22 protein-coding genes and 2 pseudogenes are annotated in these 26039 nt (G+C 47.3%); 17 read left to right on the top strand and 7 right to left on the bottom strand.

Annotation, left to right across the window (positions count from 1 at the left end; genetic code table 11):
• The first annotated feature begins 136 nt into the window (after nt 1–136).
• The 4 genes from BC351_RS03345 to BC351_RS03330 all read left to right on the top strand — a co-directional run bounded on the left by BC351_RS03345 (nt 137) and on the right by BC351_RS03330 (nt 5873).
• Entirely contained in the window at nt 137–1771 is a 1635-nt protein-coding gene (locus BC351_RS03345) for an extracellular solute-binding protein (RefSeq protein WP_079409296.1), read from the top strand.
• 99 nt (nt 1772–1870) lie between these two features.
• Nucleotides 1871–2779 (top strand): ABC transporter permease, encoded by a 909-nt coding sequence (locus tag BC351_RS03340; RefSeq protein ID WP_079409295.1) that lies wholly within the window; start codon nt 1871–1873, stop codon nt 2777–2779.
• A 15-nt stretch (nt 2780–2794) separates the two neighbouring features.
• Nucleotides 2795–3670 (top strand): carbohydrate ABC transporter permease, encoded by an 876-nt coding sequence (locus BC351_RS03335; RefSeq protein WP_079409294.1) that lies wholly within the window; start codon nt 2795–2797, stop codon nt 3668–3670.
• A 13-nt stretch (nt 3671–3683) separates the two neighbouring features.
• Entirely contained in the window at nt 3684–5873 is a 2190-nt protein-coding gene (locus BC351_RS03330) for a glycosyl hydrolase family 95 catalytic domain-containing protein (RefSeq protein WP_244208875.1), read from the top strand.
• Nucleotides 5874–5934: 61 nt separating this feature from the next.
• Here the strand turns inward: BC351_RS03330 and BC351_RS03325 are convergent, their stop codons facing one another.
• On the bottom strand, nt 5935–6648 hold the full coding sequence (locus tag BC351_RS03325) for a response regulator transcription factor (RefSeq protein WP_079409293.1): 714 nt from the start codon (nt 6646–6648) through the stop codon (nt 5935–5937).
• A 143-nt stretch (nt 6649–6791) separates the two neighbouring features.
• Here BC351_RS03325 and trmL point away from each other — a divergent pair, with 143 nt between their 5' ends.
• Nucleotides 6792–7256 (top strand): tRNA (uridine(34)/cytosine(34)/5-carboxymethylaminomethyluridine(34)-2'-O)-methyltransferase TrmL, encoded by a 465-nt coding sequence (trmL, locus tag BC351_RS03320; RefSeq protein WP_079409292.1) that lies wholly within the window; start codon nt 6792–6794, stop codon nt 7254–7256.
• Nucleotides 7257–7437: 181 nt separating this feature from the next.
• Nucleotides 7438–7692, top strand: coding sequence for an AbrB/MazE/SpoVT family DNA-binding domain-containing protein (locus tag BC351_RS03315; protein WP_079409291.1), 255 nt, complete (start codon nt 7438–7440; stop codon nt 7690–7692).
• Nucleotides 7693–8057: 365 nt separating this feature from the next.
• Here the strand turns inward: BC351_RS03315 and BC351_RS03310 are convergent, their stop codons facing one another.
• From BC351_RS03310 to BC351_RS03295, 4 genes are read right to left on the bottom strand one after another with little or no spacing between them, the layout of a single operon-like run.
• A complete protein-coding gene (locus tag BC351_RS03310) occupies nt 8058–9125 on the bottom strand; it encodes a phosphodiester glycosidase family protein (protein ID WP_079409290.1) in 1068 nt (355 codons plus the stop codon).
• Entirely contained in the window at nt 9125–9556 is a 432-nt protein-coding gene (locus BC351_RS03305; RefSeq protein ID WP_079409289.1) for a hypothetical protein, read from the bottom strand. The genes BC351_RS03310 and BC351_RS03305 overlap by 1 nt, the downstream gene beginning before the upstream one ends.
• Before the next feature lie 52 nt (nt 9557–9608).
• Nucleotides 9609–11237, bottom strand: a complete 1629-nt coding sequence (locus tag BC351_RS03300; RefSeq protein ID WP_079409288.1) for a response regulator — start codon at nt 11235–11237, stop codon at nt 9609–9611.
• On the bottom strand, nt 11234–13048 hold the full coding sequence (locus BC351_RS03295; protein ID WP_144028262.1) for a cache domain-containing sensor histidine kinase: 1815 nt from the start codon (nt 13046–13048) through the stop codon (nt 11234–11236). Before BC351_RS03295 ends, BC351_RS03300 begins: the two co-directional genes overlap by 4 nt.
• 173 nt (nt 13049–13221) lie before the next feature.
• On the opposite strand from BC351_RS03295, the gene BC351_RS03290 reads away from it, so the two are divergent.
• The 5 genes from BC351_RS03290 to BC351_RS03270 all read left to right on the top strand — a co-directional run bounded on the left by BC351_RS03290 (nt 13222) and on the right by BC351_RS03270 (nt 18793).
• Nucleotides 13222–14106, top strand: coding sequence for a carbohydrate ABC transporter permease (locus tag BC351_RS03290; RefSeq protein ID WP_079409286.1), 885 nt, complete (start codon nt 13222–13224; stop codon nt 14104–14106).
• The gene (locus tag BC351_RS03285; protein WP_079409285.1) at nt 14106–14942 is read left to right on the top strand and encodes a carbohydrate ABC transporter permease; all 837 of its coding nucleotides are present in this window, start codon (nt 14106–14108) and stop codon (nt 14940–14942) included. The genes BC351_RS03290 and BC351_RS03285 overlap by 1 nt, the downstream gene beginning before the upstream one ends.
• Before the next feature lie 165 nt (nt 14943–15107).
• Entirely contained in the window at nt 15108–16427 is a 1320-nt protein-coding gene (locus BC351_RS03280; protein WP_079409284.1) for an ABC transporter substrate-binding protein, read from the top strand.
• Nucleotides 16428–16540: 113 nt separating this feature from the next.
• Entirely contained in the window at nt 16541–17770 is a 1230-nt protein-coding gene (locus BC351_RS03275) for an MFS transporter (RefSeq protein WP_079409283.1), read from the top strand.
• Nucleotides 17771–17839: 69 nt separating this feature from the next.
• Nucleotides 17840–18793: an NAD(P)/FAD-dependent oxidoreductase gene (locus tag BC351_RS03270; protein ID WP_079409282.1), complete on the top strand. Its 954-nt coding sequence runs from the start codon at nt 17840–17842 to the stop codon at nt 18791–18793.
• On the opposite strand, the gene BC351_RS03265 is transcribed toward BC351_RS03270, so the two are convergent.
• On the bottom strand, nt 18790–19524 hold the full coding sequence (locus BC351_RS03265) for a DUF2161 domain-containing phosphodiesterase (RefSeq protein ID WP_079409281.1): 735 nt from the start codon (nt 19522–19524) through the stop codon (nt 18790–18792). The two genes, BC351_RS03270 and BC351_RS03265, sit on opposite strands and share 4 nt — an antisense overlap.
• Nucleotides 19525–19649: 125 nt before the next feature.
• On the opposite strand from BC351_RS03265, the pseudogene BC351_RS43810 reads away from it, so the two are divergent.
• From BC351_RS43810 to BC351_RS41360, 4 genes and pseudogenes are all read left to right on the top strand, one after another.
• Nucleotides 19650–19955: pseudogene (locus tag BC351_RS43810) on the top strand (iron-containing alcohol dehydrogenase); the annotation flags it as partial.
• A pseudogene (locus BC351_RS44255) lies at nt 19954–20163 on the top strand (iron-containing alcohol dehydrogenase); the annotation flags it as partial. The pseudogenes BC351_RS43810 and BC351_RS44255, both read left to right, overlap by 2 nt.
• A gap of 195 nt (nt 20164–20358) precedes the next feature.
• Complete coding sequence (locus tag BC351_RS44250; RefSeq protein WP_167388002.1) at nt 20359–20577, top strand: iron-containing alcohol dehydrogenase; 219 nt, start codon at nt 20359–20361, stop codon at nt 20575–20577.
• 158 nt (nt 20578–20735) lie between these two features.
• Nucleotides 20736–20918, top strand: coding sequence for a sn-glycerol-1-phosphate dehydrogenase (locus tag BC351_RS41360; protein WP_144028259.1), 183 nt, complete (start codon nt 20736–20738; stop codon nt 20916–20918).
• 879 nt (nt 20919–21797) lie between these two features.
• Here the strand turns inward: BC351_RS41360 and BC351_RS43805 are convergent.
• Nucleotides 21798–21929, bottom strand: a complete 132-nt coding sequence (locus BC351_RS43805) for a hypothetical protein (RefSeq protein WP_279628300.1) — start codon at nt 21927–21929, stop codon at nt 21798–21800.
• A 1313-nt stretch (nt 21930–23242) separates the two neighbouring features.
• Here BC351_RS43805 and BC351_RS03245 point away from each other — a divergent pair.
• On the top strand, nt 23243–24628 hold the full coding sequence (locus tag BC351_RS03245) for a family 4 glycosyl hydrolase (protein ID WP_079409278.1): 1386 nt from the start codon (nt 23243–23245) through the stop codon (nt 24626–24628).
• A 13-nt stretch (nt 24629–24641) separates the two neighbouring features.
• The gene (locus tag BC351_RS03240) at nt 24642–26027 is read left to right on the top strand and encodes an MATE family efflux transporter (protein ID WP_079409277.1); all 1386 of its coding nucleotides are present in this window, start codon (nt 24642–24644) and stop codon (nt 26025–26027) included.
• The last annotated feature ends 12 nt before the right edge of the window (nt 26028–26039 follow it).

Genomic DNA, 26039 nt, shown 5'->3' with positions numbered 1-26039 from the left:
TTTGAAGATTGATTTATAGCGATTTTAAAGGTGAAGTTCACGTTTTGACGCTATCAGGGTGAATGGTTTTCGCTGCATACTGAAATTACGATGCACCCGAGGTGCATTTGGACTAAATTATACGAGGGGGATTTACATGGGGAAATATGTGAATAAAAAGTCTTTCAGTGTGGCCTTAAGCGTTGTAGTGGCTTCTAGTGTATTCGTTGGCTGTTCCACGCAAGAGACTGGCAAGAGCTCAGCTTCTCCGAAAGCTTCAGGGGCGCCAACAGCGGCTGGCACGGTGTACCCGATTAGTACGCAAGAAACGTTAACATCATGGGAGGGTATCGACACGAATCTGGCCTCTTTTGTACCGAACTTGGCGGAATCGCCTTTTGGAAAGCAGCTTGAAAAAGAAACAGGGGTGAAGGTCAAGTACACCCACCCGGCCGACGGTCAATCGAAGGAACAGTTCAACCTGCTGATCGCCTCCAATAAATTGCCGGACGTGATTGAGTATAACTGGGGTGGCGGCGGGGCGGCAGCTTATCCAGGCGGACCGGAGAAAGCCATTGCGGATAAGGTCATTCTTCCTCTTAATGCGTTGATTGACAAGCAGGCGCCGAACCTTAAGAAGCTGCTGCAGCAAGATAAAGAATTAGATAAGATGATCAAAACGGACAGCGGCAACTATTATGCCTTTCCGATGATTCGTCCGGATAATGGTCTTGTTTTCCGAGGTCCGATGATTCGCAAAGACTGGCTCGATGAACTGAATCTGCCAGTTCCCCAGACGATCGATGACTGGTACACCGTGTTGAAAGCTTTTAAAGAGAAAAAAGGCGCGAGTGCACCATTTACCGCCCAGTACAGTAATGAGTTGAACATTCAGGACGCTTTCATTGGGGCCTTCAAAACAGCAAATCGCTTCTATATTGACGATCAAGGAAAAGTGAAATACGGGCCCATCGATCCACAGTTCAAGGACGCCTTGACTTTGCTGCGGAAATGGTATGCGGAAGGGCTGCTGGATAAAGACTTCGCTCTTAACACAGATTCCAAATCACTGGACAACAAATTGATGAGCGATAGTGCCGGAGCTACCGTAGGCTTGCTAAGCGGCGGCATGGGCAGATGGATGGATACAGGGAAGAAGAAAAATCCGAAATTCCAACTGGTAGCTGCGCCATATCCGACACTTAAGCAAGGAGAGCGCGCTTTTATCGGTCAGCGGGATTTTAAATATAATCCAGCGGCAAGCAAAGCCGTAAGCGGCGATTCCAAAAACGCGGAGCTTGCTGTGAAATGGCTTGATTATGCGTATGGTGAAAAAGGAAGCTTGCTTTTCAACTTCGGGGTTGAAGGCGAGAGCTATAAAATGGTCAACAATGTGCCGACCTTTACGGAGAAAATTACAAAAAACGAGAAGTTTAATTTACAGCAAATGGTATCGCAGTATACGAAGCCAAATGGTCCTTTCCTAGGAGATGCACGCAAAAGCTTCAATACGTTCAAAGAACAGGACGAGGCGATCAAAATTTGGGGCGAAACCGATGCGGTTAAGCATGTTATGCCGCTTTTCATCACACCGACTATCGAAGAAAGTAAGGAATTAGCCAAATTGAATACGGCGATAGGCAGTTATAAGGAAGAAATGTTTGTGAAATTCGTAATGGGCAAGGAACCGATTGAGAAATTTGATGAGTATGTGAACCGGATCAAGGAAATGGGCATCGACAAAGTTATCAAAATAAATCAGGACGCGTTCGACCGCTACAATAAACGATAACACCTATTTGGCCTCTTGCAGGTGATGACGAAGCCCTTGTCATAAGCGGCTTGTTTTCACCTGCAAGAAAATAGCCATAGATTGAAGGGAGTAGAAACCATGAATACATTTGGGATATTTATGGATATCCGTAAAAATAAATTGCTGTACGTCATGCTTATTCCCGTGCTGCTATACTATGTGGTCTTCCACTATGGACCCATGTATGGAGCCATCATTGCTTTTAAGGATTTTTCGCCACGGCTCGGTATTTGGGGGAGCGAATGGGTGGGCTTTGAGCATTTCCAGAACTTTTTTACAGGGCCTTATTTCTGGAGAACGATTAAAAATACAGTGCTCATCAGCGTGTATCAGCTAGCGTTCGGATTTCCAGCACCGATTATATTGGCTCTTTTGCTCAATGAAGTGAAACATGCGTTATTTAAACGCACGGTGCAAACGATCACGTACATGCCTCACTTTATTTCACTCGTTGTCATCTGCGGCATCATTAAAGATTTCACCGTCAGCGATGGGGTTGTGAATGATGTGGTCGCTTTTTTTGGCGGAGAGCGAACAACGTTTTTGCTCGAACCAAGCTTTTTCCGATCTGTCTATGTGTCGACGGGAGTGTGGCAGCATATTGGCTGGGGAACGATCATTTTCCTTGCAGCTTTGACCGGAATCGATCAGGAGCAATATGAGGCGGCGAAAATAGACGGAGCCGGCAGATGGAAGCAGATGACGAGTGTGACGATTCCCGGTATTATGCCAACGATCATCATCCTGCTCATTCTGGAGATTGGACGGATGATGAATGTCGGATTCGAGAAAATTATTTTGCTGTATAATCCGGGGACTTATGAAACGGCGGACGTGATTTCATCCTACGTGTACCGGGTAGGCTTGCAGGATTTTAACTATAGTTTCAGCTCAGCGGTAGGGTTGTTTAACTCGGTCATCAATTTCATTCTATTGATTTGCTCGAATTGGCTAAGCCGTAAATTCAACGACACCAGCTTATGGTAGGAAGGAGACAGAGGTATGAACCAAACAACGTTATCGGAAAAAAGCTTTGATTGGATAAACGCTATTTTCTTGATCTTCTTAATGCTCATTACGATATATCCGCTTGTATATGTGGCTTTCGCTTCTGTGAGCGATGCCGGAACGCTTATGAGTCATAAAGGGGTATTATGGCGTCCACTGGGGTTTTCATTTGAAGCTTATACCAATGTATTTCGGAACCCGATGATTCTTAAAGGTTATGGGAACACATTTTTTGTAGTGATTGTAGGACTGTTCATCAATATCATTCTTACGGCATTTGGGGCGTATGCTTTATCCCGAAAAAGCTTGGCTTATCGAAAATCGCTGCTGCTGTTCATTGTATTTACAATGTTTTTCAGCGGGGGACTGATTCCACTGTATTTAACGGTCAAAGGAGTAGGACTAGTTGACTCCTTATGGGCGCTAATCATCCCACAGGCAATTAATACGTTTAATCTGATCTTGATGAAAACGGCATTCGAAGCGATTCCAGACGCCTTGGAGGAGTCGGCGAAAATAGATGGCGCTAACGACTTCGTCATTTTGTTCCGCATTGTACTGCCGCTATCCATGCCGGTAATTGCCGTTATGCTTTTGTATTATGGCGTCGCCCATTGGAATTCCTGGTTTCAGGCGATGATTTTCTTGCAGGATCGCGCGCTTTATCCGCTGCAGCTCGTGCTGCGTGAAGTGCTGCTGCAAGGGGAAGCAAGCTCCAACCTAGGAGCCTCAGACGGCGCCTCGGCGATGCTCTCGGTGACGCTCAAGTATGCGACGATTATTGTAGCTACAGTACCCATTCTGCTTGTGTATCCGTTCCTGCAGAAATATTTCGTCAAAGGCGCCCTCATCGGGGCGATCAAAGGTTAGGAGGCTGCAAGCCGTGAACAATACCGAGTGGGAACATTTTATGGCTGACCATGATATGGAGTGGGTCGTCAAGCCGGTAAGCTGGGACGAAGGTGCCTTCATCGGCAATGGGTCAATTGGCGCCATGGTATACGGAGAGGAGCATGCGAAGAAACGGCATGTGCTCCGCTTTGTCACTGGGCGAACGGATGTGACGGCAGTGCGGAGCGATCGGCCGGGCTTTCCCCCACGCGTGCCGATCGGTGAGCTTGATCTGGAGATGACCGGCATGATCTATCATCCAACAAGCATGCGGGTGGACCTGTGGAATGCGGAGCTTCGCGCTGAGTTGACGACAACGCAGGGGAAAGTAAAGCTTCGTTCCATTGTCCATAGTCTGGAGCCCGTGATTGCCATCGAATGGGAGACTTCAGAAGGGGAAGAAGGTGCGCATGTCGTATGGCATGCGCATTCGGAAGTTGATGAAGTATTGCGAAATGCGGATGGCATCAACTTGAATCAGTATATACCCGAGACGAAGGTAGAGAAGTCAGAAAGAGATGGCATACAGATTTGCACGCAGCGATATTCAGGCGGTGATGGCTGTGTGGCTGCCTGGAAGGAAGTGCACATGGCACCGAATCGCCGTGTTTATTTCCTGACGATAATGACTGGGCATGAGGAATCAGCGATTGCAGCGGCTGTTGATGCAATTGCCCAAGCGATAGGAAGGGATTATGAGACGTGGATAAGTGATCACCGAACGTGGTGGCACGATTATTATCGGCAAAGCTTCGTTTCAGTACCTGATAGTCGCCTCCAAAGCTTTTACTGGATCCAAATGTATAAACTCGCTTCTGCTACAAGGGCCGATCAATCTTTGATCGATAATCAAGGGCCGTGGCTTACCTCAACCCCTTGGCCGGGTGTATGGTTCAATATGAATGTGCAAATGAGTTATTCTCCCGTATATGCGGCAAACCGCTTGGAGCTGGGATTATCGCTTGTTCGAGCGTTAACCGCAAATCTGGAAAATCTAGCTGCCAACGTGCCTGAGCCTTATAGGCATGATTCTTCCGGACTTGGCCGCAGCAGCAGCTATGACCTGCGATCGGAAGTTGACGATGAAGTTGGAAATTTAACTTGGCTATGCCATAATGTGTGGCGGCAATATCGCTACAGCATGGATGATAATATATTGAAGAACCTGTTGTTTCCTCTGCTGCGAAGAAGTGTGAACTTCTACTTTCATCTAGTCGAGGAAGGCTTGGATGGCTTGCTCCACCTGCCTGCGACCATTTCGCCCGAGTATGGTTCTTTCATGCGCACGCGTGTAAGGGACTGTCATTACGACCTAGCTTTGCTGCGCTGGGGCTGCCAAACCCTTCTGGACAGCTGTCAGCGGCTGGAGATGGACGATCCGCTCATGCCAAAATGGCAGGACATTCTCGATAGATTAGTCCCCTTTCCCGTCGATGAAACAGGTTTGATGGTCGGGAAGGATACCCCTCTGGACTATGGTCACCGGCACTTCAGTCATTTGCTTGCCATATTTCCTCTGCATTTGATCGGCTGTGATTGCGAAGAGGAGCGCAAGTTAATCATGACATCACTGGATCACTGGATTGGAAAAGAGGGTGACTTGCGGGGCTTCAGTCTTACTGGAGCTGCTTCAATCGCTGCTATTCTGGGACGCGGGAATGAGGTGTTACGGTATTTGCATGCTCTTCTTCTGCTGATCAAACCGAATACGATGTATAAGGAAGCGGGGCCTGTCATTGAAACGCCTCTTGCCGCAGCGGAAGCTATGCAGGACATGCTGCTCCAAAGCTGGGGAGGCCAAATCAGGGTATTCCCGGCTGTTCCGGACGAATGGCAAGAAGCCGCCTTCGAACATTTGCGAGCTGAGGGAGCGTTCCTGATAAGCGCTGTGCGAAGTCACGGTGAAACGCAGTTCATTCGTGTGAAGAGCTTGGCCGGCGAGCCTTGCATCATCCAGACGGGGTGGGTTGGCGTTGTCCATTATAGGATTACAGGAACTAGGTCTATCGAGCAAACCGTCCGATTAAACGCGGAGAATGAGGCGATTACGCTGGAATTGAACGCGTGGGATGAAGCGATTCTTTACCGAGGTTCTGAGCTGCCCAATATCCGAATCGGTCCTGTGACATCCCCCAAAAAGGTGATTCGCTATTTCGGAGGACACAAGCCTTGGCGGCTTTAAAGTCAATGCAAATAACGCGAAGAAGGGCAAGGAGACTCCTTGTCTTTCTTCGCGTTACTCATTAGCCGATCGATTCTTTAACAGCCGGTTCGGTCAGCTTGTAGCCGACATTGCGAATCGTCATGATATACTCGGGATTGCGGGCATTGTGTTCGATTTTATCCCGCAGATGCGAGATATGCACATCGACAATGCGCGTATCGCCGAGGAAATGATAGTCCCAGACGCCGTGAAGCAGCTGTTGGCGGCTGAGCACTTTGCCGCGGTGCTTGCACAGGAAGAGCAGAAGCTCAAATTCTTTGGGCGTGAGCTCGATGGGCGAGCCATTCACGGTGACTTCGCGCTGATCGGCCTTAATGGCAATTTGACCAATGGTGATGGGCGCATCTTCCGTTAAGGAAGGCAAGGTCTGAATCCGGCGATGAATGGCATGTATCCGGGAAATGAGCTCCTGTGGAGAGAATGGTTTGGTCATATAATCGTCGGCACCATTATCCAGTCCAGCAATTTTATCCGTAAGATCCTGCATGGCAGTCAGCATAATAATCGGAACGAGGTTATTCTGATTTCTAAGTTTGCGGCATACTTGAAAGCCGTCCATCTTCGGCAGCATAAGGTCGAGTACAATGAGATCAGGGCGAAAGGTTTGAATAGCATCAAAGACAGCTTCTCCATCGAACACGCAATGGACTTCAAAGCCGACGAGCTTCAAATTGAATTCGATAAGCATGGAGATGGAAGGTTCGTCATCTACAACTAGGATCTTCTTTTTCATTAAGGGTTGGCTCCTTTTATCGAAGGATATCTCTATTATGGCATTGCTCTATCATCGAGATATTAAGATAAAGTTAACCCTGTGTAAAATTGCAATCCGCTTTCGCATATAATAGGATAGAGAATGAGGTGAATTTGACAGAGATGGCTTTTCATATTGTATTAGTAGAACCTGAGATTCCTGCGAACACAGGGAACATTTCACGAACTTGCGCAGCTACAGGCACGCATCTTCACTTGGTAAGACCACTGGGCTTCCAAACCGATGACAAAACGCTGAAACGCGCAGGATTAGATTATTGGCACTCCGTTAAGCTGGAGTATCATGATTCATTTGACGAGGTGCTGGAGGCGTATAAAGGGCATCGTTTTTTCTTTGCGACAACGAAGGCGAAGAAGCGCTACACCGATTTTACCTTTCAGGATGGCGATTTTTTTGTATTTGGCAAGGAGACGAAAGGACTTCCTGAAGAACTGCTGGCACAGCATCCCGATACGCTGCTGCGGTTACCGATGTCGGATGCGGTCAGATCGCTCAATTTATCCAATTCAGCCGCCATTATGCTGTACGAAGGATTGCGTCAAACCGGCTTTGCCGATCTTGATTAAGCACTTGATTTCCATGTAGGCAGGACTGATTCGAAAATTTATTCAGGAAAAGAAAGTTTCATCATGTTATGAGAAGGAGTTTCCTGAATAACGGCGAATAGTAAACGGTATCAGTCTGTACAGATGTGCTATTGTATTGATAGCATGGAAACCGAGAGCGGAAGAGAGGTGATGTCCTGTGATGAAGCCAGCCGGAGTCGTTCGGAAAGTCGATCAATTGGGACGTATTGTACTACCTAAATCGTTACGTAAACGATATCAAATGAATGAAGGAGATCCTGTCGAGATTTTGGTACAGGGTGACCATATCATTCTGGAAAGATACCGTCCAAAATGTGTGTTCTGTGGTAGTATGGAAAGTGTCAGCGAGTTCAAAGAGCGTTATATTTGTGGAGATTGCGTTACGGAAATGAATGTGCTCAAAGTTAGAGCCTAGATGAAGTAACAAGATACAGAGGCTTCCCGCAAGGTTCATCTTTGTGGGAAGGCCTCTTTTTCTATTATTGCAGCAGGGCCCGCCACGTATTCGGCAAAAACGAAAGAACCTCAATCCCGCTTGAAAGGGATTGAGGTTCTTTCGTTCATATAACATTTACAGGCCTTTTGTTTTGTCCTCGTTATAGGAAGCCGTCATCATAGCGACGATAAATAGCAGAAAAACGGTGTTAACGAGCCAAAATGTTGATGATAAACCAAACATGCTGCACCTCCTATAGGGTTGTAAACGAATTGCATATAGTTAAGGCTTATTATACCCAACCATTCGCAAAAAAGAAACGAATAATGTGTGAATAATTTCGATCATTTGAAAAATAGAAAGTTCGTGGCCAGCGGTCTCAGCTTCCCATCGGAAGGCCGATTGATGACGCTGCCGTTCATAACCAGGGTGGTAGAGCCGCCCCCATCGAGGTTGTAGGCATCAACAATGCCTAATTGCTGCATTTTGTCCTGCAATTCAGCCAGCGTAGCTCCTGAGTTGCCGCTCTCGTTGACACCATCCGTCACGATAAACAAAAGCTGATCGTTTTTGTAATTGGCCATAACGGTGCGAGCCGCACGGGCAGGGGAACTTTGCCATTGATAAGGGATGGACGTTTTGCTGCCGTTCTTCAAAAGCACCGGTACAAAGGTTGATCCCATCCAAGGATTCAACTTATCCAGCTCAGCCTGCGAGCTGAATTTGCCGCCAATCAGCTGGCGGTCTTTGTTGAGCCCGATGAAGGTCGTGTCGTTATTGGTAGGAAAGAACCCATTGACATACTTCCCATTCATGACGGTTGTATCCAGAGGATACCGTTTGCCCTTGTTGTCATCGGCGAAGCCGCCTGCGTTAACACCTGCGATGGCTCCATAACGGGATACGGCTTCCAGCGTGGTTTCACTGGACCCCATCTTGTCCTTGCCGAGGACGAGCTTAATGGCCTTATCGCTTTTGAGATTTACTTTAAGAGCATAACCTTTATAGTTACTTTCATTCAAAGAAAATAATTTAAGGTCAATGTTGCCTGAGGAAGCTTGCCGAATCGGGCTTCCCAGCTTGGCTGTGATACGCGCGTCGTAGACGATGCCAGGTTTGGCAGCTTGTGCGGCGGCGTTCTGGAGCAAGGCAGTTACTTCTGCGTTGCTTTTTTCGTAGACAGCAAAATATTGCTGAATGATGGACTTCGTCTGCAAGGCGTCACTGTTGGCTTTGGTGAGCTTGCTGTCGAGCGATAGCGTATCTGGGTGAACATTAAATGTCGCAGAAGCAAGTGGCGCCAAGGGGTTGATTGGAATTTTCATGGAAATGAAAAGCAGACATATCAACATGCCTAAGAACGGGGCACACGCTAAGAGAAAAAAACGGTTAATCTGCTGAACGCCTGTCATTACTTCAACACATCCAGATTCTTCTGAAGCTCTTCAAGCTTCTTCTTCACTTCCGCAAGTTGCGTGTAAAGCTGGTTGCTGTTATCCGTCTTGCTGTTGGCGCTGTCCTTGGTGAAAGCGAGCAGTTCGTTCAAGGAATCTACCTTTGTCTGCAAAGCTTTCATTTCGGTGCTCACACTGTCTTTCAGTCCGGTTACTTGCTGCTGATAGTCTTGTTGAATGACTTGCAATTGCTGCTGGGTTTGCTGTGCGATATCGGTTGCTATTTGTTGCTTCAAATGCTCTGTGTACATCATTGCTGCTGCCACTCCGATTGCGATCAGCATGACCCAGCCCACAAACAAGTAAACGTACGTCTTCCTCCCTGCTTTCGTTGCTTTCGAAGCTCGGGGAAACGAATTCGCAGTCGTCGTCTCGATGGGCATGTTCATGAAAATCACCTCTGTCTAGTAGTATAACATATTCCATATTTTTTACAGAATTTTAGATAGAATTCGCGGTTTTTCGATACTCATTGGGTGTCATGCCTTCCAACTTCTTGAAAACCTTGCTGAAATATTTCTCATCCTGGTACCCAACCATCTCAGCAACCTGTGAAATGCGCAGGTGCGGGTTGTGCAGGAGAATCTTCGCTTTGCTCATGCGAATTTCCCCCAAATAATCGGAGAGATTGACCTCGAATTGCTGCTTGAATTTCCGTGAGATGTACTCGCGGCTCAAATAAAAGCGACTGGCAATATCCTGCAGCGTGATATCCTCGTGATAATGCTTTTGCAGAAACTCCGCGATTTCAAAAATAACGTTTTTGTCTTTATGCTGGCTTTCCAGCACCAGCTTGGAGAGATGCATAATGCTCCGTGTCAGCTCCTGCTGCCATAGAGACAAGGATAGAATGCCATATTCATCGAGTGGAACGATTAAGCTGGTGGGCTCGTCCAAAAGCATTTGTTTCACTTTGTCTTCACTAATGTTGGAGAAGAATTGCTGTATCCAGCGACGCTTCATGACACTATATTCGCGCCACCAATGGTCAAGCTGTTCCAAGGTGACGACCTCGCTTTGCTTGACGGAATCAATCCACTGTTGAACAGTCTGTTCAATCTGGTCCAAGCTGCCACTGCGTATAGCGAGTTGAATGCGTTCCTCGTAATGGCTGAAGGTCAGGGTGGGCTGAGTTGCCGTGATCCGATTGAGCGTGCTATGAATCCAGGTATTTTTCGCTTTCAGATTTCGTTGTCGCAAAGCGATGCGGGCTTCTTGATAAGATAAGGACAAATCAGCAGGAAAAGCATGCGAGCTGCCGATGCCGAAGTCTACGCGGGTGTGGAGGGCCGTGCGAATCCCTTCATTAATTGTAGTCAGGAAGGCTTCAGCGCCCGGCTGATCCTTCCAAAGAAGCAGCACGATTTCATTCTCACTGTTCCAGTGACGAAAAGCGTAGCCGCGCCTGTCTTTCAGCAGAAATTCATTGCTGATATTGATGAGCGAGAAAAGCAATAGATCCAGGTTTTGGCTGAATTTGTTTTTGACACTGCGTTCCATCGTGTCCAACGATAATATCGCTACGCGGCAATGGCTGGTTTGACGGCCTAAATAAAGCTCCTTGTCCAACTGCTCAGCGGCAGCATCATAAGAAGAAGGCTCAGCAATCAAATTGGAGAGCAGCTTATCCCAGTACATGGGCTTAATCTGATTCATTTCAATATTCAGCTCACGACTCGTATGCCGCAGCTCCTCATCCTTCATCCAAGCCTGAATGGCTTTCACTAAAGCTTCATTCAGCTGCTCCTGATCAATCGGTTTAAGAATATAATCCGTTCCACCATATTTCAACGTATGGCGAAGCAGAGAGAAATCATCATGGCCGCTGATGACGATAGTTTTGGAGTCTGGCGCGTAAGCCTGCAGCCATTCCAGCAGTTTCACGCCATTCATGATCGGCATCATCATGTCGGTCATAATGATTTCCGGATGGTGCTGCAAGACCATTTCGGTGGCGGCTTCGCCATCTTGCGCTTCCAGAATGGTTTCAATGCCATGTTGTTTCCAATTCACAAGCAGCCGGATGGCATCGCGTACATGTTTCTCATCATCGACTAGTAAAACTTTCATTCGATTGCTCCCTTTTTCATCGGTATATGGATCACAATCCGTAGACCTTGGGGATGGGCATGCTCAATCTCCAGTAGGGCGTCATCCGTGAAATATAACCGTACTCGAGTCAAAACATTGCTAAGGCCAATACAAGCTGCTTCCGTGATAAAAGGGGTATTTAGCCTGTTTTTTACCTCGCGAAGCCGCTCTTCCGTAATCCCGACCCCATTATCCTCAACAATAAGCTGCAAGAATTCATCGTGTTCGCCTACTATATACTTCGTTGCCTCAATCCGTAATAAGCCTGTAGCGGTTGTGCTGGGTTTAAAGCCATGCTTGAAATAATTCTCAACTAGAGGTTGAAGGATCATTTTCGGAACAGAAATATCCTTGGTGCTTTCTTCCACCTCATATATAATTTCGAACTGATGCTCGAAACGCTGTTTTTGCAGCTCCAGATAAGCTTTAATATGATCGATTTCCTTGCGCAAAGGTACGACGGATTCGTTCGTGTTCATGCTGTAGTGCATCATTTTGGCAAGGGAAGAAATTAACGTATAGATTTTGGGCGCTTCATGCTGCAAAGCTAGTGTACCAATGGATTGCAGCGCGTTATTCAGAAAATGCGGATTAATCTGAGCTTGCAGCGCCATTAATTGATTGGATTTGTTAGCCAGCTCCAAACGATATTCCCGCATGACCATTTGATTCAAATCCTGCAAAAGCGTATGAAACCGATTGGCGAGAATGCCCATTTCATCTGTGCGGGTTAGTTCAATGTCGGTCGTTAATTGATTTAGCTGTACCTGTCCAGCTTGGATTCGTGTGATATAGCGAATTAATTGTTTGATCGGTTCTGTGAAGCGGATACTGATATAAATGGTTCCCGCTATGACGATTAACATAAAAAAAGTTAGGATAAGGGAATTAATGAATGTTAGTTGTCTGGCATTTTTGGTTAATTGTTCGTAAGGCAGACGTTTGACGATCGTCCAATCGAGATAATCGGTTTTCATTTTTTCATAAACATTGATTCCTGCGTAGGCGCCTTTGCTCCATTCGTAGCTGCCTTTATCAAGCTTACTGTGAGTCGCTTCATTGCCCCAGCTTTCTTCCAGCGGGAGCCCCCATTTGGAGGTGTCAGGACCAAAAACAATGCGGCCATGTTCGTCTAGAATGTACAGTTCCTCTTCATCATGGGTGTACACGCTCTGGGAGATCTCCGAGACGAGATCCAACTGAAAATCAATGATGAGCTCGCCGATCGAGGTGTTGTTCGGTGAATACATGAGCTTGCGATGCATAGAGAGTACGGGTGAAGGAGCAATATAGATTGTAGTTGGAACTCCATAGCTGCTGCTTTCGTGTGTTGTTTCAATATAGACAGTTTCCTGTTCAGGAAAAGGAGGAAGTTTCTCATACTTCCCAGGCACGCTTTTTGAAAAATCGTTAACACTGAGATAGGAGCGGTTGCTGACTTCAGCATACAAGTAAATTTGTTTAATTTCCTTGATGGAATGGGACATGACTTGGAGTCCGCTTGAAATGACTTTATCGCTCATGTAATCAATCTCTTGCTGCCGTTGCAAAATTTCGTACAACTGTCCCAGCTCGGAAAGATGAATTCCTGTATAGATGGTGGAGGATGCTTGTACCACGCCGTTCAGATAGTTTAATAAATTCATTTTGGCTTGGGAGATAAGGGCTGAATTCGTACGAACGGTGTCTTCTGTGACCTTTTCCTTGGTGAACATATAGGATACCACGATGGAGGTAATGAAAGGGACTAAGGTAGCGATAAGCAAAAAAAGAATCAATTTATTGCGCATGCTATGACGGATCAACGGCTATCAGCTCAGTTTCTTTATTGGAGTTTTTCCCCTACATTGTAGCAGGAGAGGTCAACAAATTCCACCTAATGCATCACGATAATCTGTGTTGCAGCGGGAAATAGAAATTTATAATGAAAGAAAGTTACATAATCGTAAGGGGGAATATTCCCATGAAAACTAATAAAGGCATCTCGGGAGTTATGCAACAATGGGTCTTTGTGGGCCCGGCACTCGTTTTCTTTACCCTGATTGTCTTAATTCCATTTTTCATGAGTATCTATTATTCATTCACCGAATGGAACGGCGTCACCACGAACGTGAAATTCAATGGATTGGATAATTTTAAACACATTTTGTTTGAAGACAAAGATTATCGCAATGCGTTCTGGTTCACTACACGTATGACAGTAACGAACGTAGTTCTCACGAATGTTGTCGGCTTTTTACTTGCTTTGTTGCTGACACAATCATTGAAAAGCCGAAATGTTCTGCGTACAATCTTCTTTATGCCTAACGTTATTGGCGGATTGCTGCTTGGTTTCATTTGGCAATTCATCTTCGTTAAAGGCTTTGCAACGCTCGGAAGCTTGACGCATATCGGATTTTTTGAGCTTCCATGGCTGGGGGATGCAACAACTTCCTTCTGGGCGATCGTCATTGTGAGCGTCTGGCAAGGAGCCGGGTACCTCATGATTATCTATATTGCCGCATTGTCCAATGTACCTAAGGATATGATCGAAGCAGCCTATATTGATGGTGCGAGTCGTGTGCAAGTGCTGCGCAGCATCATTGTTCCTCTGATCATGCCCGCTGTTACCGTATGTCTGTTCTTGACGATCTCGTGGTCATTCAAAATGTTTGACTTGAACTTCTCCTTGACTAGAGGGGGCCCGTTCAACTCAACGGAATCACTAGCCATCAATATTTATCAAGAAGCGTTCCGTAATAATCGGTATGGTTTGGGAACTGCGAAAGCGTTCATCTTCTTCATTGTCGTCGCCATTATTTCGACCATCCAAGTGATGTATACGAAACGCAAGGAGGTTGAAGTATAATGGATTCTGTCAAAAAATATACCGGACGCCTGTTTACGCTGGAAGTTCTGGGCATTATCATCGCCCTGTTGTTCTTGGTTCCGTTCTACTTCGTCATCGTAAACTCGCTCAAAACGTTCCCTGAGCTGGCTGCGAATACCGCGAAATTGCCAAAAAGCTTATACTTGGATAACTATACAAAAGTATGGACGATTATGAAGTTCCCTACGGCATTTCTGAACTCTCTTATCATAACCGTACTTAGCAATGTTGGACTTGTGATTATCAGCTCCATGGCTGCCTATCGCATGGTCCGCAAAGCAAGCAAATTCAATAATTTGGTCTTTCTTGCTTTCGTAGCGGCGATGGTTATTCCATTCCAGTCCATCATGATCCCACTGGTTCGCGTGGCTAGTCAAGTTGGGCTTATGGATAGCAAGCTTGGTTTGGTCGTTTGTTACTTTGGTTTCGGTGTTTCGCTTAACGTATTCTTATATCATGGTTTCATCAAATCGATTCCGCTCGAAATCGAAGAGTCGGCAACGGTAGATGGCTGTTCACCTTACGGTGTGTTCTGGCGGATTGTATTCCCGCTTTTGAAACCGATGTCCACAACCATTATTATTCTAAACAGCTTATGGATTTGGAACGATTATCTGCTGCCTTCGCTCGTATTGAATAATCCGGATTTGAGAACGATCCCGCTGGCTACTTTCTCCTTCTTCGGACAGTATACGAAGCAATGGGATTTGGCTCTGGCAGGCTTGACACTAGGCGTACTGCCTATCGTTCTTTTCTTCTTGGCAATGCAGAAACATATTGTGGAAGGAATTACAGCAGGTTCCGTAAAAGGTTAACAGATCTGCTATTATGTTCAAAATCTTCCACCTTTATGTTCAATATTGTCCGTGTTAAGGGTTTAAGAAAGTGTTTACAATACAATTATAAGCTGATAACGAGCTAATAAAACCTTCGTCATCAGGGTAAGCTGAGTACACACAAAAAAGGGAGGCTTTACCTCAATGAAAAAATTAACGATGATCAGTATGGCTGCTGTATTATCACTTTCCGTCGTTGTTGCAGGCTGTGGCAAGAAAACAGAAACAACACCATCCCCATCTGCATCCACAGGTGCGGCTGCAACTACAACTCCTGCTGCTGGCAAACCAGTAACCATTAAAATGTTCCAATTTAAAGTGGAAATCGCTGACCAATTGGGCAAATTAGTGCAAGAATATCAAAAATTAAACCCTAACGTGAAAATTCAAGTTGACACTGTTGGCGGTGGCGCGGATTACGGCGCAGCTTTGCTGGCGAAGTTCAACTCCGGCGACAAACCGGATATTTTCAACAACGGCGGATTTAGCGACCTTGACAAATGGATCGACAACCTGGAAGATCTCTCCGATCAACCATGGGTGAAGGATCTTGTAGATGTGGCGAAAGAGCCAATGACCAAAAACGGTAAATTGTATGGTCAACCGCTGAACCTTGAAGGTTATGGCTTCCAATACAATAAAGACCTGTTCGCACAAGCTGGCATCACTGAGCTGCCAAAAACGATTACACAACTGGAAGATGCTGCTAAAAAGCTGCAAGCGAAAGGAATCACTCCTTTTGAAACAGGTTATGGCGAGTGGTGGGTACTTGGGAATCACTTCGTAAACCTTCCGTTTGCTTATCAGAAAGATCCAAATGCTTTCATTGACGGCTTAAACAAGGGCACAGCGAAAATTCCGGGCAACGATGTATTTAACCAATGGGTCAACCTGTTTGATCTGCAATTGAAATATGGCAACAAAAACCCGCTGCAAACCGATTACAATACACAAGTTACTGACTTTGCAACAGGCAAAGCGGCTATGACGCAACAAGGTAACTGGACACAAGTTCAAATTACCAAAACAAATCCAGACATCAAAATTGGCTTCTTGCCAATGCCGATCAACGATGATGCTGCATCCAATGATAAATTGTTCGTAGGCGTTCCAAACAACTGGGTTATCAACAAAAACTCAGCTGTAAAAGACGAAGCGAAAAAGTTCTTGAACTGGATGGTTAGCTCCGATGTAGGTAAAAAATACATTACAGATGAATTCAAATTCATCCCAGCTTTCAAAACGATTCCTGCTGACGAAAAAGTTCTTGGACCTTTAGCAGCAGACATTATCACTTACAGCAAAGCTGGCAAAACACTTAGCTGGAACTGGTTCAAATTCCCAGGCGGCGAAGCTTCCAGTAAAAAATTCGGCGATATCATGCAAGGTTATGTCGCGAAGAAGTATACAAAAGATCAAATGCTGGATGAATTCCAGAAAACATGGGATAGCCTTAAGAAGTAAGCCTCTAATGAGCGGTAACAAAGCCTCAGCGCCAATGCTGAGGCTTTTTGCTGTTTAACAGGAACGGCAATGGCTGTTACAATAAAGAGAACGACTGGGGGTCTACGACTACGATGAATATTAGAATAAGGAATTGGCTGCAAAGCAGAGGAAATTCTCTTCCGCGTGAGAAACAGTTATCTTCAGAGGCAGTTATTTCACTTATTATCCATTCTACCTTTCAATTCGGCGCTTCGATGTCGGGGGTTTTTTTGAATTTGTATTTATGGCGGCTGACGCATAGCGTTGTTGTGAATGGTACATACAGTATGATTGTTTACATCTTAACCCCGATTGGTTTTGCGATTGGCGGGTGGATGATCAAGAAGAAAGACCGCATGGTTTCCTATCGGCTTGGCATTATGCTGGTCGGTTTATTTTACCTGAGTGTTATTATTGCTCAAGAGCGATTAGTCGAATATTATGTGTTGTTTGCTATTTTTAATGGTTTGGCAAGCGCTTTCTACTGGGTCGGCTATTTAACCTTGATGTACGATGTATCAACCGAGCAGAACCGGATTCGGTATCTCGCTTTTAATATGATTTTTTTCACAGTGGCGACTTTGGCAGGGCCTGCGCTTGCAGGGCTCATTATCCGTTTAAAAGAGGGGCTAAGCGGGTATACCATTGTATTCGGTATTGCTTTTGTCATGTTCTTACTGGCCGCATTGATTTCTTTGAAAATAAAAGCCTCTGGCGGGCATCATCGCGTTTATTATTTGAAGCTGACTGGCCTTCTCATGAAAAAAGAACGGGCATGGCTCAAAGCTTTGCTTGGTTTCTTCGGAATTGGATTGCTGCAGGGCACGATGCTTTTCCTGCCCAATATTCTTCTGTTTAAAGTGATGCCGCGAGAAGATATCGTGGGCTACTTAGGCGTGCTTTACTCCAGCTTAAGCATCGTTACGGGGATTTTCATATCGAAATACGCGAATGCGAGCAAAGCTCGTTTTTACTTAATCATTTCGACCGTAGGCTACTTGATTGGTGTCTCTTTGCTGATGGGAAGTATTAACGTGTGGTCGGTAGTTGGCTTTATGATCTTATACTCGATTTTCTCCCCACTGCAAGGGAATACGATGACTGGATATTACTACGGTCTTATCGCTAAGCTTCCGCTTAAAGGGGAATTAAAAGTCGAAAGTGTCGTTGTTCGCGAGTTTTTCCTGAATGTCGGTCGTGTCATTTCAATTATTTGTTTGATTTCTTTTGGCAGCAATTTGGATGGCGGTTTAATTCCTTGGATTCTGATGATCGCGGCGATGACGCAGATCGGGTTAGTGTGGTCCATTAACAATAAATAGCCAAGAGCATGAAAGCGTCATAACACGGATATCCTAGGTAAGAGCAGATAGGAGAAGAGGGACGCAATTATGGAACAATACGACAGTCTGATTGTTGGCGGCGGCATAGCAGGACTTCAAGCAGCTATTCAGCTGGGCAGGTATGAACATCGTGTTCTTGTTCTTGACGCCGGTTATGGCCGTTCTACGCTTTGCAAAAGCTATCATAACTTATTAGGTTGGCCGGACGGCGTATCCGGAGACGAACTTCGGCGGCTGGGAAAGCTTCAAGCCGAGAAGCTGGGAGTCTCATTTGTTATAGATGAAGTCGTTCAGGCCGTGAATAAAGGAAAGCCCGGCGATGGTTTTGAGCTTTGGGGCAAGTCAGGCAAGAGCTATGAAGCTCCAACTGTGCTTCTCGCAACAGGCTTAATGGATCGAATGCCGGAGCTGTCCAAGCTGAAGGCATGTCTTGGTTTGACCGTTTATGTATGTCCGGACTGCGATGGTTATGAAATTAGAAATAGGCAGACGATTGTAATGGGATCAGGTGATGCCGGAGCGGGCATGGCTGTGAAGCTTAGCGATCGTACGGACAAGCTGATTTATGTGAATCATGGGCATCGTGTCATCAGCAAAGAGCTGCTTGAACAGCTGAGGCAAAAGAGAGTTACCTATGTTCTAGCAGATATTCAAGAGGTTATTGCTGAGGAAGCTCAAGGTGCTTTCCGCGGAGTACTGCTGGCAAATGGCGAACGAATCGAAGCTGAGCGAGGTTTCATTGCTTTCGGCGGGAATGAAGTGAAGTCGGATTTGGCGCGGCAGCTTGGCGCGGAGCGCATGGAGAATCGCCACATCATGACCGATCCCCGGAGCAAAATGACAAGTGTGCCATTCCTCTGGGCAGCCGGCGATGTGGGCGTTCATGCGGAGCAAGTGACCATCGCCATGGGCGAAGGCGCACAAGCTGCTATCTGGATGAATAAGGCACTTACGATGCTGAAAGAAGAAACGAATGTAAATCGGGTTATTGTCCGCTCTTAGATCGTCGGACGGATGGCCGAGTCATCCGCTGCTGCCGAATAAGCAGCAACAACATGCGCATATTCGGTTAAAGCTTTCTCGCCTGCTGGCGTAATATGATAGATGCCGCGGCTTTGGCGGATAAACCAGCGGTAATAGTTTTTTTGAAGCAGCGAGCTTACGGCTTTATTACTCGTGAAATCGCGTAATTGACGGGGACTTAAAGGGCCGTGCTCGCGCATCAGATAAGCACAGTGGAGGGACTTCTCACGGTAGGCGGTCATCAGCTTCAGCTTCGAGCTGCCGCCGACATTGTAGTCGCCGCTGCGTTCATGAAACTCCGTAACGACACGCAAAGCCGCCCGCTTATTGTGGCGCAGCATATAAGGACTAGGCTCGCAGACGAGGTCAACTGCGGGCTTTTTGCGTTTGTAGAATTGAACGGTCAGAACGCCCAAGCCGAGCATTCGGCACAGACGCCTTACATCCTCCCATTGCAGACGATGAGGGGCGCGGCCTTTGTTGGGAAGCTCAAAAGCGACATACACTTGGTCTGTCAGACGCAAGCGGTCAATTCCTTGCACAAGAAGCGGGATATTGAAGCTTTTTTTGAGTTCTACCACGATTGGCGGCTCGTCCCCGCGTATCGCGACTAAATCGCAGTGCTTGATCTCAGCCCGAACCGTATAGCCCAGCTGCTCGAAATATTGTTTAATCGGAGCATATAGCTCCGTTTCTGTTTGGATAGGCATCTAGCTACTCTCCTCTCACTGCTAGTTTGGCAGTCAGAATGTGTATCATTATAGCATGGAATTTGCTAGAATAGGGGGTATATTTAGTTGTACGTACATGTTGGAGGAAGCTCAGGACTTTTCAAATGTTCAGGTGGAAGGAAAGTGTGCAGATGAGTGAGATTTTAAATACGTGGCTGGGAAGAAAAATAGATTGCGGGTGTGGGCAGCAGCATGAAATTCCGATACGGCGTATCGTGATAGAGCGTGATGCCATGAAGCAGGTGGCTCATTATTTGAACGAAAACGGCTATCGTGAAGTCACGCTCGTTGCGGATACTAGAACGTATGAGGTTGCAGGCGGGAAGCTGCGCGAATGGCTGGAAAATGCGCAGATCAAGGTTAGCCTTAGCGTGATTCGTGAGAACGCGATGGGGGAAGTCGCCGCGGATGAAGAAGCGATCGATCGTCCAGACATTGCTGGATACGCCGCTTTCCTCAGAGGTCTTGATCGCCGTAGGATCGGGGACCCTCCACGATATTGTGCGTTTCGTTGCCCATCGGACGAAGCGGCCATTCTTGTCCGTTCCGACGGCCCCTTCCGTCGATGGCTTCGCGTCTGTGGGAGCGCCGCTGATCGTTCGCGGCTTCAAGATGACGATCCCTGCCAGCGCGCCGGAGGCGATCTTCGCCGATCTCGCACTGCTGGCAGAGGCGCCGCAGGCGATGATCGCGGCCGGCTTCGGCGATATGCTCGGCAAGCACACTTCACTAGCCGATTGGTCGCTCGGCCGGGTTCTGCTTGACGAGCACTACTGCGAGCTGAGCGCTCGTTTAACACGGGATGCCGTGGAGATGTGCACGGCTCACGTGGAAGAGATCGCCCAGCGCACCGATCTCGGCTTGTTAAAGCTGACGGAAGGCCTGATTCTATCCGGCCTTTCCATGCTCCTCGTCGGCCACTCGCGGCCGGCCTCGGGGGCTGAGCACCATCTCTCCCATTATTGGGAGATGGTGCTTCTGCAGCAGCGTCGCCGGGCGCTGCTGCATGGCGCGACGCCGCCGCGCGCCTAGCGCAAAGCCAGGCCCCCAGCGAGCTTACGGATGCGAAGCGCATCCGGCAAGCCTATGGGGCCATGGCCGAGCAAGTCATCGCCGAGAATTTCCCGGCGAATGGCCAAGGCGTTGATGCGGCAGCGCTGAAGGCGCGCATCGTCCAAAAGTGGGGCGATGTGCAAGCCATCGCCCAAGCGGTCCCAGCCTCCGAGCAGCTGAGTGCTTGGCTCGAGGCTGTGCAGGGACCAGTGACGACCGAGCAGCTCGGCGTAGAACCCGAGCTCGTAGAGGCGTCACTGCAAGATGCGCTGTTCGTGCGCAACCGATTTACAATTCTACGCTTACTGCGGTTGCTGTAGCGCTCGTTCACTTTTTCGGCTCCAGTCCTCGCCGTTTCGGCAAATAGAAGTCTCGAAGGCCTCTAATTCTATCTAGGAGGTGCGAGTTATTCTTCAACTCTGCGGCAAAATGGGGCAGTCCCAAAAGCCATTTTTGGATTAGTAACCTGCCTTCACACAACGCCTCCATTCACACTTTCGCAGTGGTTTTGGAGGCGTTAAGTAATATTAGTCGGGACGCGTTCAGTTCATATGCGGATACTCTTGTGGGGGAGTCACGCCACCTCTACTACCAGCATTATCTTCTATACCACCAACATCGCACCAACACTGCACCGACACCGTACTAATACCGCACTACACCAGCACCGTACTAATACCGCAACAACACCATACAAACACCACACCTGCACTGCACCAGCACCATACAAATACCACCAGAACTCGAAAAATTGCGTTTTTTCGGAAAGACGGCTGGCAGCTGGGTTATACCTGTCTTTCTATTTATACACACTTTCATGGTAGGGTGGCTGGAGTCGCTTGATTGGCTTGATTCTGCTCATGTTGGCATATTGCCTCAGGCTAGTCCGCATATTTCGCAAAATTCCTGCGATAATGCATCCTTTTACTCTTGAGAACCAGCAAAATAGTAAAAATCCTGCGAATATGCATCCTTTCGAAGCCTTTTTTTGATTTCAGGATGGAAAAGCTTAAAAATCCTGCGAATATGCATCCTTTCGAAGCCTTTTTTTGATTTCAGGATGGAAAAGCTTAAAAAGCCTGCATAATCGCAGGTTTTCTGATGTTTTCACATGATTTGATCGAGAAAGCCTGCACTTTTGCAGGTTTTCAAAATCGGTGAGCCGTGAATGGTGGTTTGGAGGCGTTTTGTAATGTTAGTTAGGAAGTGTTCAGTTCATATGCGGATCCCCTTGCGGATAGTCCCGCCACCTCTACCGCCACCAGCACCAGCAGCACGACCAGCACCAGTAGCACGACCAGCACCAGTAGCACGACCAACACCAGTAGCATCCCAGCACCACTAGCACGACCAGCGTAACTAGCATCACTAGCACCAACAGCACGACCAACACTAGTAGCATCCCAGCACCAACAGTACGACCAACACTAGTAGCATCCCAGCACCAGTAGCACGACCAACACCAGTAGCATCCCAGCACCACTAGCACGACCAGCGTAACTAGCATCACTAGCACCAACAGCACGACCAACACTAGTAGCATCCCAGCACCAACAGTACGACCAACACTAGTAGCATCCCAGCACCAGTAGCACGACCAACACCAGTAGCATCCCAGCACCACTAGCACGACCAGCGTAACTAGCATTACTAGCACCAACAGCACGACCAACACTAGTAGCATCCCAGCACCAACAGCACGACCAACACTAGTAGCATCCCAGCACCAGTAGCACGACCAACACCAGTAGCATCCCAGCACCACTAGCACGACCAGCGTAACTAGCATCACTAGCACCAACAGCACGACCAACACCAGTAGCATCTCAGCACCAGTAGCTTGACCAACATCAGCAGCACGACCAGCACGACCAGCACGAGTAGCATCCCAGCACCAGCAGCAAGACCAGCACGAGTAGCATCCCAGCACCAGCAGCTTGACCAACACCAGCAGCACGACCAACACCAGTAGCATCCCAGCACCAGCAGCACGACCACCACTCACTAGCATCACCAGCCCCACCACCAACACCACCACCGGCGGCTTGAGTTGAATGGCTTGGTTCTGCTCATGCTGGCAGAATTCCTCGGACTCGTCCGGATATTTCGCATAATTCCTGCGATAATGCATCCTTTTGTTCTTGAGAACCAGCAAAATAGTAAAAAGCCTGCGATAATGCATCTTTTTGAGACCTTTTTTCGAATCCAGAATGAAAAAGCTTAAAAAGCCTGCACAATCGCAGGCTTTCCCATGTTTTCACACGATTTGGTCGAGAAAGCCTGTACTTTCGCAGGCTTTTCAGAATCTAGGAGCTGCGAACATGACCTCCACTCTGCGTCAAATAACCAGAGACTCTTATTCGCTCCAAGTTCCATCGTTTTCCACCAATAGAAGCTCCATGCGTTCATAGACTGATCCCCTCTTGGGACAGCCCCTTAAGCCCCCCCACCAACCCCCATCTCTCCGCAAATAAACCGCCGCCCCAGTTGTTGAAAAAAGCTCTCCGGTTTGTTGAAAAGTGTAAAAAACCACAACCTCACTTAATTTTTGCCATGCCGTATTGTGGAATTGTTTTCTATACTGATAACGTATGGACGATGATTCAGCCAAGATGAGAAATGGGAAGTCAATGAGGAGGGCAACATGAAATTTGCGAATGAGAAGGTCAGCGGAATCCAAATCGCTTATATTGGTGGCGGCTCTATGTATTGGGCCAAAAATCTGATTGCTGATTTGGCGCTTGATGATCAATTGTCCGGCACGATTCGTTTGTATGACCTTGACTATCACAAGGCCAAAAATAATGAGAAATTGGGCAACTCGGTTGCTGACTACCCAGAAGCGAAGTCCAAATGGACGTATAAGGCTTATCCGACGCTCCAAGAGGCGCTGAGCGGATGCGACTTTGTGTTCATTTCGATCCTTCCTGGAACGTTCCGCGAAATGGAATCGGATGTTCATGAACCAGAGAAATATGGGATCTATCAAGCCGTGGGGGACACGACTGGTCCCGGTGGACTGGTCAGAGCGCTGCGCACGATTCCCATGTATGTGGAAATTGCCCAAGCCATTGAGCGATTCTCGCCGGATGCCTGGGTGTTCAACTATACGAATCCGATGACCCTTTGTACGCGAACATTGTTTGAGGTGTTTCCTAAAATTAAAGCGCTTGGGTGCTGCCATGAGATTTTTGGAACGCAGGGACTTTTGATTCGCATGCTGCGCGATATGGAAGGGATAGAAGGCGTACATCGCGATGAAGTGAAAGTGAATGTGCTTGGCATTAATCATTTTACATGGGTCGATCAAGCAACTTATCAGAATATGGACTTAATTCCCATGTATCGGAAGTTTGTAGATAAATATTTTGAATCCGGCTTCGAGCACAACAAAGATGCATGGATGACGAACACTTATACAGCAGCCAACCGCGTGAAGTTTGATTTGTTTCGGCGATATGGCGTCATTGCAGCGGCAGGAGACCGTCACTTGGCGGAGTTCATGCCTCCTTGGTATATGAAAGACGCGGAAACGGTTCGCGCATGGAAGTTTGGATTAACGACGGTACAAAGCCGTGTCGAAAAGCATGCAGCAACAGAGCTGTTTTATGGCAAGCTGCTTAGCGGCGAAGAAAAGCTTCCACTTAAGGCGTCAGGAGAGGAAGAAGTTAGACAGCTGAAAGGTCTGATCGGCTTGCAGCGTTTTGTTACCAATATCAACGTTCCTAATGTGGGGCAAATGAAAAATATGCCGTTGGGTGTTGTTGTAGAGACGAATGCTGAGTTCTCCGCGAACAGTTTGCGCCCTGTTTATGCAGGTGAGCTTCCGATGGAAGTGAATAATCTGGTGCTTCGTCATGCGATGAATCAGGAGCTTATTCTGAAGGCTGCTCTCCAAAAGGACAAAGGGCTGGCGTTTCATGCATTCGTGAATGATCCCCTGGTGAATATGGATGTGAATCAGGCTGAGGTGTTGTTCGATCAGATGCTGCGCAATACGAAAGCTTACTTGCCTGGATGGAACATCTAATGGCGGGCCGGCCATGAGTTCAGGGTTAAAGTTCGACAAGAGCGAAGCTGTTACGATTGATCCACAAGATGAAAAGGCTGTTCGTCGGATCATTTTTGGGCTGGCAGGCCCATCTTTGGCAGAGATGCTGCTGATAAATATTACGCAAATGGTAATGATGATTCTGGTTGGTCACTTGGGAGCGACTGCTGTTGCGGCAGTTGGCTTAACGAGCCAGCCTTATTTATTAATGACTGTCGTTTTTGCGGCGCTCAATACGGGGACGACGGTTATTGTCGCCCGTTCCACTGGAGCGGGACAGATGACGGATGCGAACCGAGCTGCTGGGCAGTCGCTCCTGCTCGGTTCCCTGCTGTCTATTATCATCGTACTGCTTGGCGTTACTTGTGCGGAAGATATGCTGCGCTTGATGGGAGCGAATGCGGAGGTCGTCCAATATGGTTTGACATATGCGAGGTTGATGTTTCTATCTATTGGCTTTTCTTCGATCTCATCCGCCTTGTCCGCTATCTTACGAGGGGCTGGGGATACTCGGACTCCGATGAAAATTAATGTATTATCGGGCTGCCTTTCCATTTCTCTCGGATTTGTGTTGATTTATGGGCATCTCGGAGCATCGGAAATGGGCGTCACAGGGGCTGCCATTGCCACCTTACTGGTGCAGGCCGGGGCTATGGTCTGTTTCATAGCGGTCATGTTCAGCGGAAGATTTGCCGTCCGTATCGGTTTGACAGATATTAGCCGTTTGGATACCAAGATGGTTCTCCGTATGTTGAAAATTGGCATCCCGACGAGTCTTGAGCAGCTTATTATGCGTCTGGGCATTATGACCTTTGTCAAAATTTGTGCAGGACTGGGGATGGTTGCAGTTGCAGCTTCACAAATTGTGACGAGTATCATCGGCATCTCCTTCATGCCGGGGGCTGCATTTGCTATAGCGGCTTCTACATTAGTTGGTCAGACGCTTGGCGTGGGCAAGCCTGATCTTGCCGAGCGGTATGTATGGCAAGTCAGGAAGTACGGCATGCTACTGGGCGGCATCATGGGAGCTGCATTTATCATCTTCGCTCCTCATATATTTAGACTTTATACGAGTGACGAAACGATCATTCGTGAAGGTTCGTGGGCTCTGCGGATTGTCGGCTTCATTCAAGTTTCTCAAATCTCGCAGTTTGTTCTGGGTGGAGCGTTGCGAGGAGCCGGAGATACGCGTTATCCCTTATATTCCACTTTAATCGGCGTATGGGGAGTAAGGGTCTTACTCAGCTACTTGTTTGTTTATATCTTTGAGTGGGGCATGTTCGGCTTATGGAGTGCTGTGGCCTGCGATCAATATTTGCGTTCAAATTTGATTTATTTTAGGTTTAAACGCATGGCTTGGAAACATGTGAAAATTTAACAGATACGGAGG

It is taken from the genome of Paenibacillus ferrarius (assembly GCF_002027705.1).
Lineage (GTDB): Bacteria > Bacillota > Bacilli > Paenibacillales > NBRC-103111 > Paenibacillus_E > Paenibacillus_E ferrarius.
The sequence above is the reverse complement of the archived record's forward strand: the minus strand, read 5'-3'. Positions and strand labels throughout refer to the sequence as shown.

Bases quoted from the DNA above. Each gene is read 5' to 3' on its own strand.
- BC351_RS03345 (WP_079409296.1), top strand. From the start codon at position 137: ATGGGGAAATATGTGAATAAAAAGTCTTTCAGTGTGGCCTTAAGCGTT.
- BC351_RS03340 (WP_079409295.1), top strand. From the start codon at position 1,871: ATGAATACATTTGGGATATTTATGGATATCCGTAAAAATAAATTGCTG.
- BC351_RS03335 (WP_079409294.1), top strand. From the start codon at position 2,795: ATGAACCAAACAACGTTATCGGAAAAAAGCTTTGATTGGATAAACGCT.
- BC351_RS03325 (WP_079409293.1), bottom strand. From the start codon at position 6,648: ATGAAAAAGAAGATCCTAGTTGTAGATGACGAACCTTCCATCTCCATG.
- trmL (WP_079409292.1), top strand. From the start codon at position 6,792: ATGGCTTTTCATATTGTATTAGTAGAACCTGAGATTCCTGCGAACACA.
- BC351_RS03315 (WP_079409291.1), top strand. From the start codon at position 7,438: ATGAAGCCAGCCGGAGTCGTTCGGAAAGTCGATCAATTGGGACGTATT.
- BC351_RS03310 (WP_079409290.1), bottom strand. From the start codon at position 9,125: ATGACAGGCGTTCAGCAGATTAACCGTTTTTTTCTCTTAGCGTGTGCC.
- BC351_RS03305 (WP_079409289.1), bottom strand. From the start codon at position 9,556: ATGAACATGCCCATCGAGACGACGACTGCGAATTCGTTTCCCCGAGCT.
- BC351_RS03300 (WP_079409288.1), bottom strand. From the start codon at position 11,237: ATGAAAGTTTTACTAGTCGATGATGAGAAACATGTACGCGATGCCATC.
- BC351_RS03295 (WP_144028262.1), bottom strand. From the start codon at position 13,048: ATGCGCAATAAATTGATTCTTTTTTTGCTTATCGCTACCTTAGTCCCT.
- BC351_RS03290 (WP_079409286.1), top strand. From the start codon at position 13,222: ATGAAAACTAATAAAGGCATCTCGGGAGTTATGCAACAATGGGTCTTT.
- BC351_RS03285 (WP_079409285.1), top strand. From the start codon at position 14,106: ATGGATTCTGTCAAAAAATATACCGGACGCCTGTTTACGCTGGAAGTT.
- BC351_RS03280 (WP_079409284.1), top strand. From the start codon at position 15,108: ATGAAAAAATTAACGATGATCAGTATGGCTGCTGTATTATCACTTTCC.
- BC351_RS03275 (WP_079409283.1), top strand. From the start codon at position 16,541: ATGAATATTAGAATAAGGAATTGGCTGCAAAGCAGAGGAAATTCTCTT.
- BC351_RS03270 (WP_079409282.1), top strand. From the start codon at position 17,840: ATGGAACAATACGACAGTCTGATTGTTGGCGGCGGCATAGCAGGACTT.
- BC351_RS03265 (WP_079409281.1), bottom strand. From the start codon at position 19,524: ATGCCTATCCAAACAGAAACGGAGCTATATGCTCCGATTAAACAATAT.
- BC351_RS44250 (WP_167388002.1), top strand. From the start codon at position 20,359: ATGTGCACGGCTCACGTGGAAGAGATCGCCCAGCGCACCGATCTCGGC.
- BC351_RS43805 (WP_279628300.1), bottom strand. From the start codon at position 21,929: ATGCTACTGGTGTTGGTCGTGCTACTGGTGCTGGTCGTGCTACTGGTG.
- BC351_RS03245 (WP_079409278.1), top strand. From the start codon at position 23,243: ATGAAATTTGCGAATGAGAAGGTCAGCGGAATCCAAATCGCTTATATT.
- BC351_RS03240 (WP_079409277.1), top strand. From the start codon at position 24,642: ATGAGTTCAGGGTTAAAGTTCGACAAGAGCGAAGCTGTTACGATTGAT.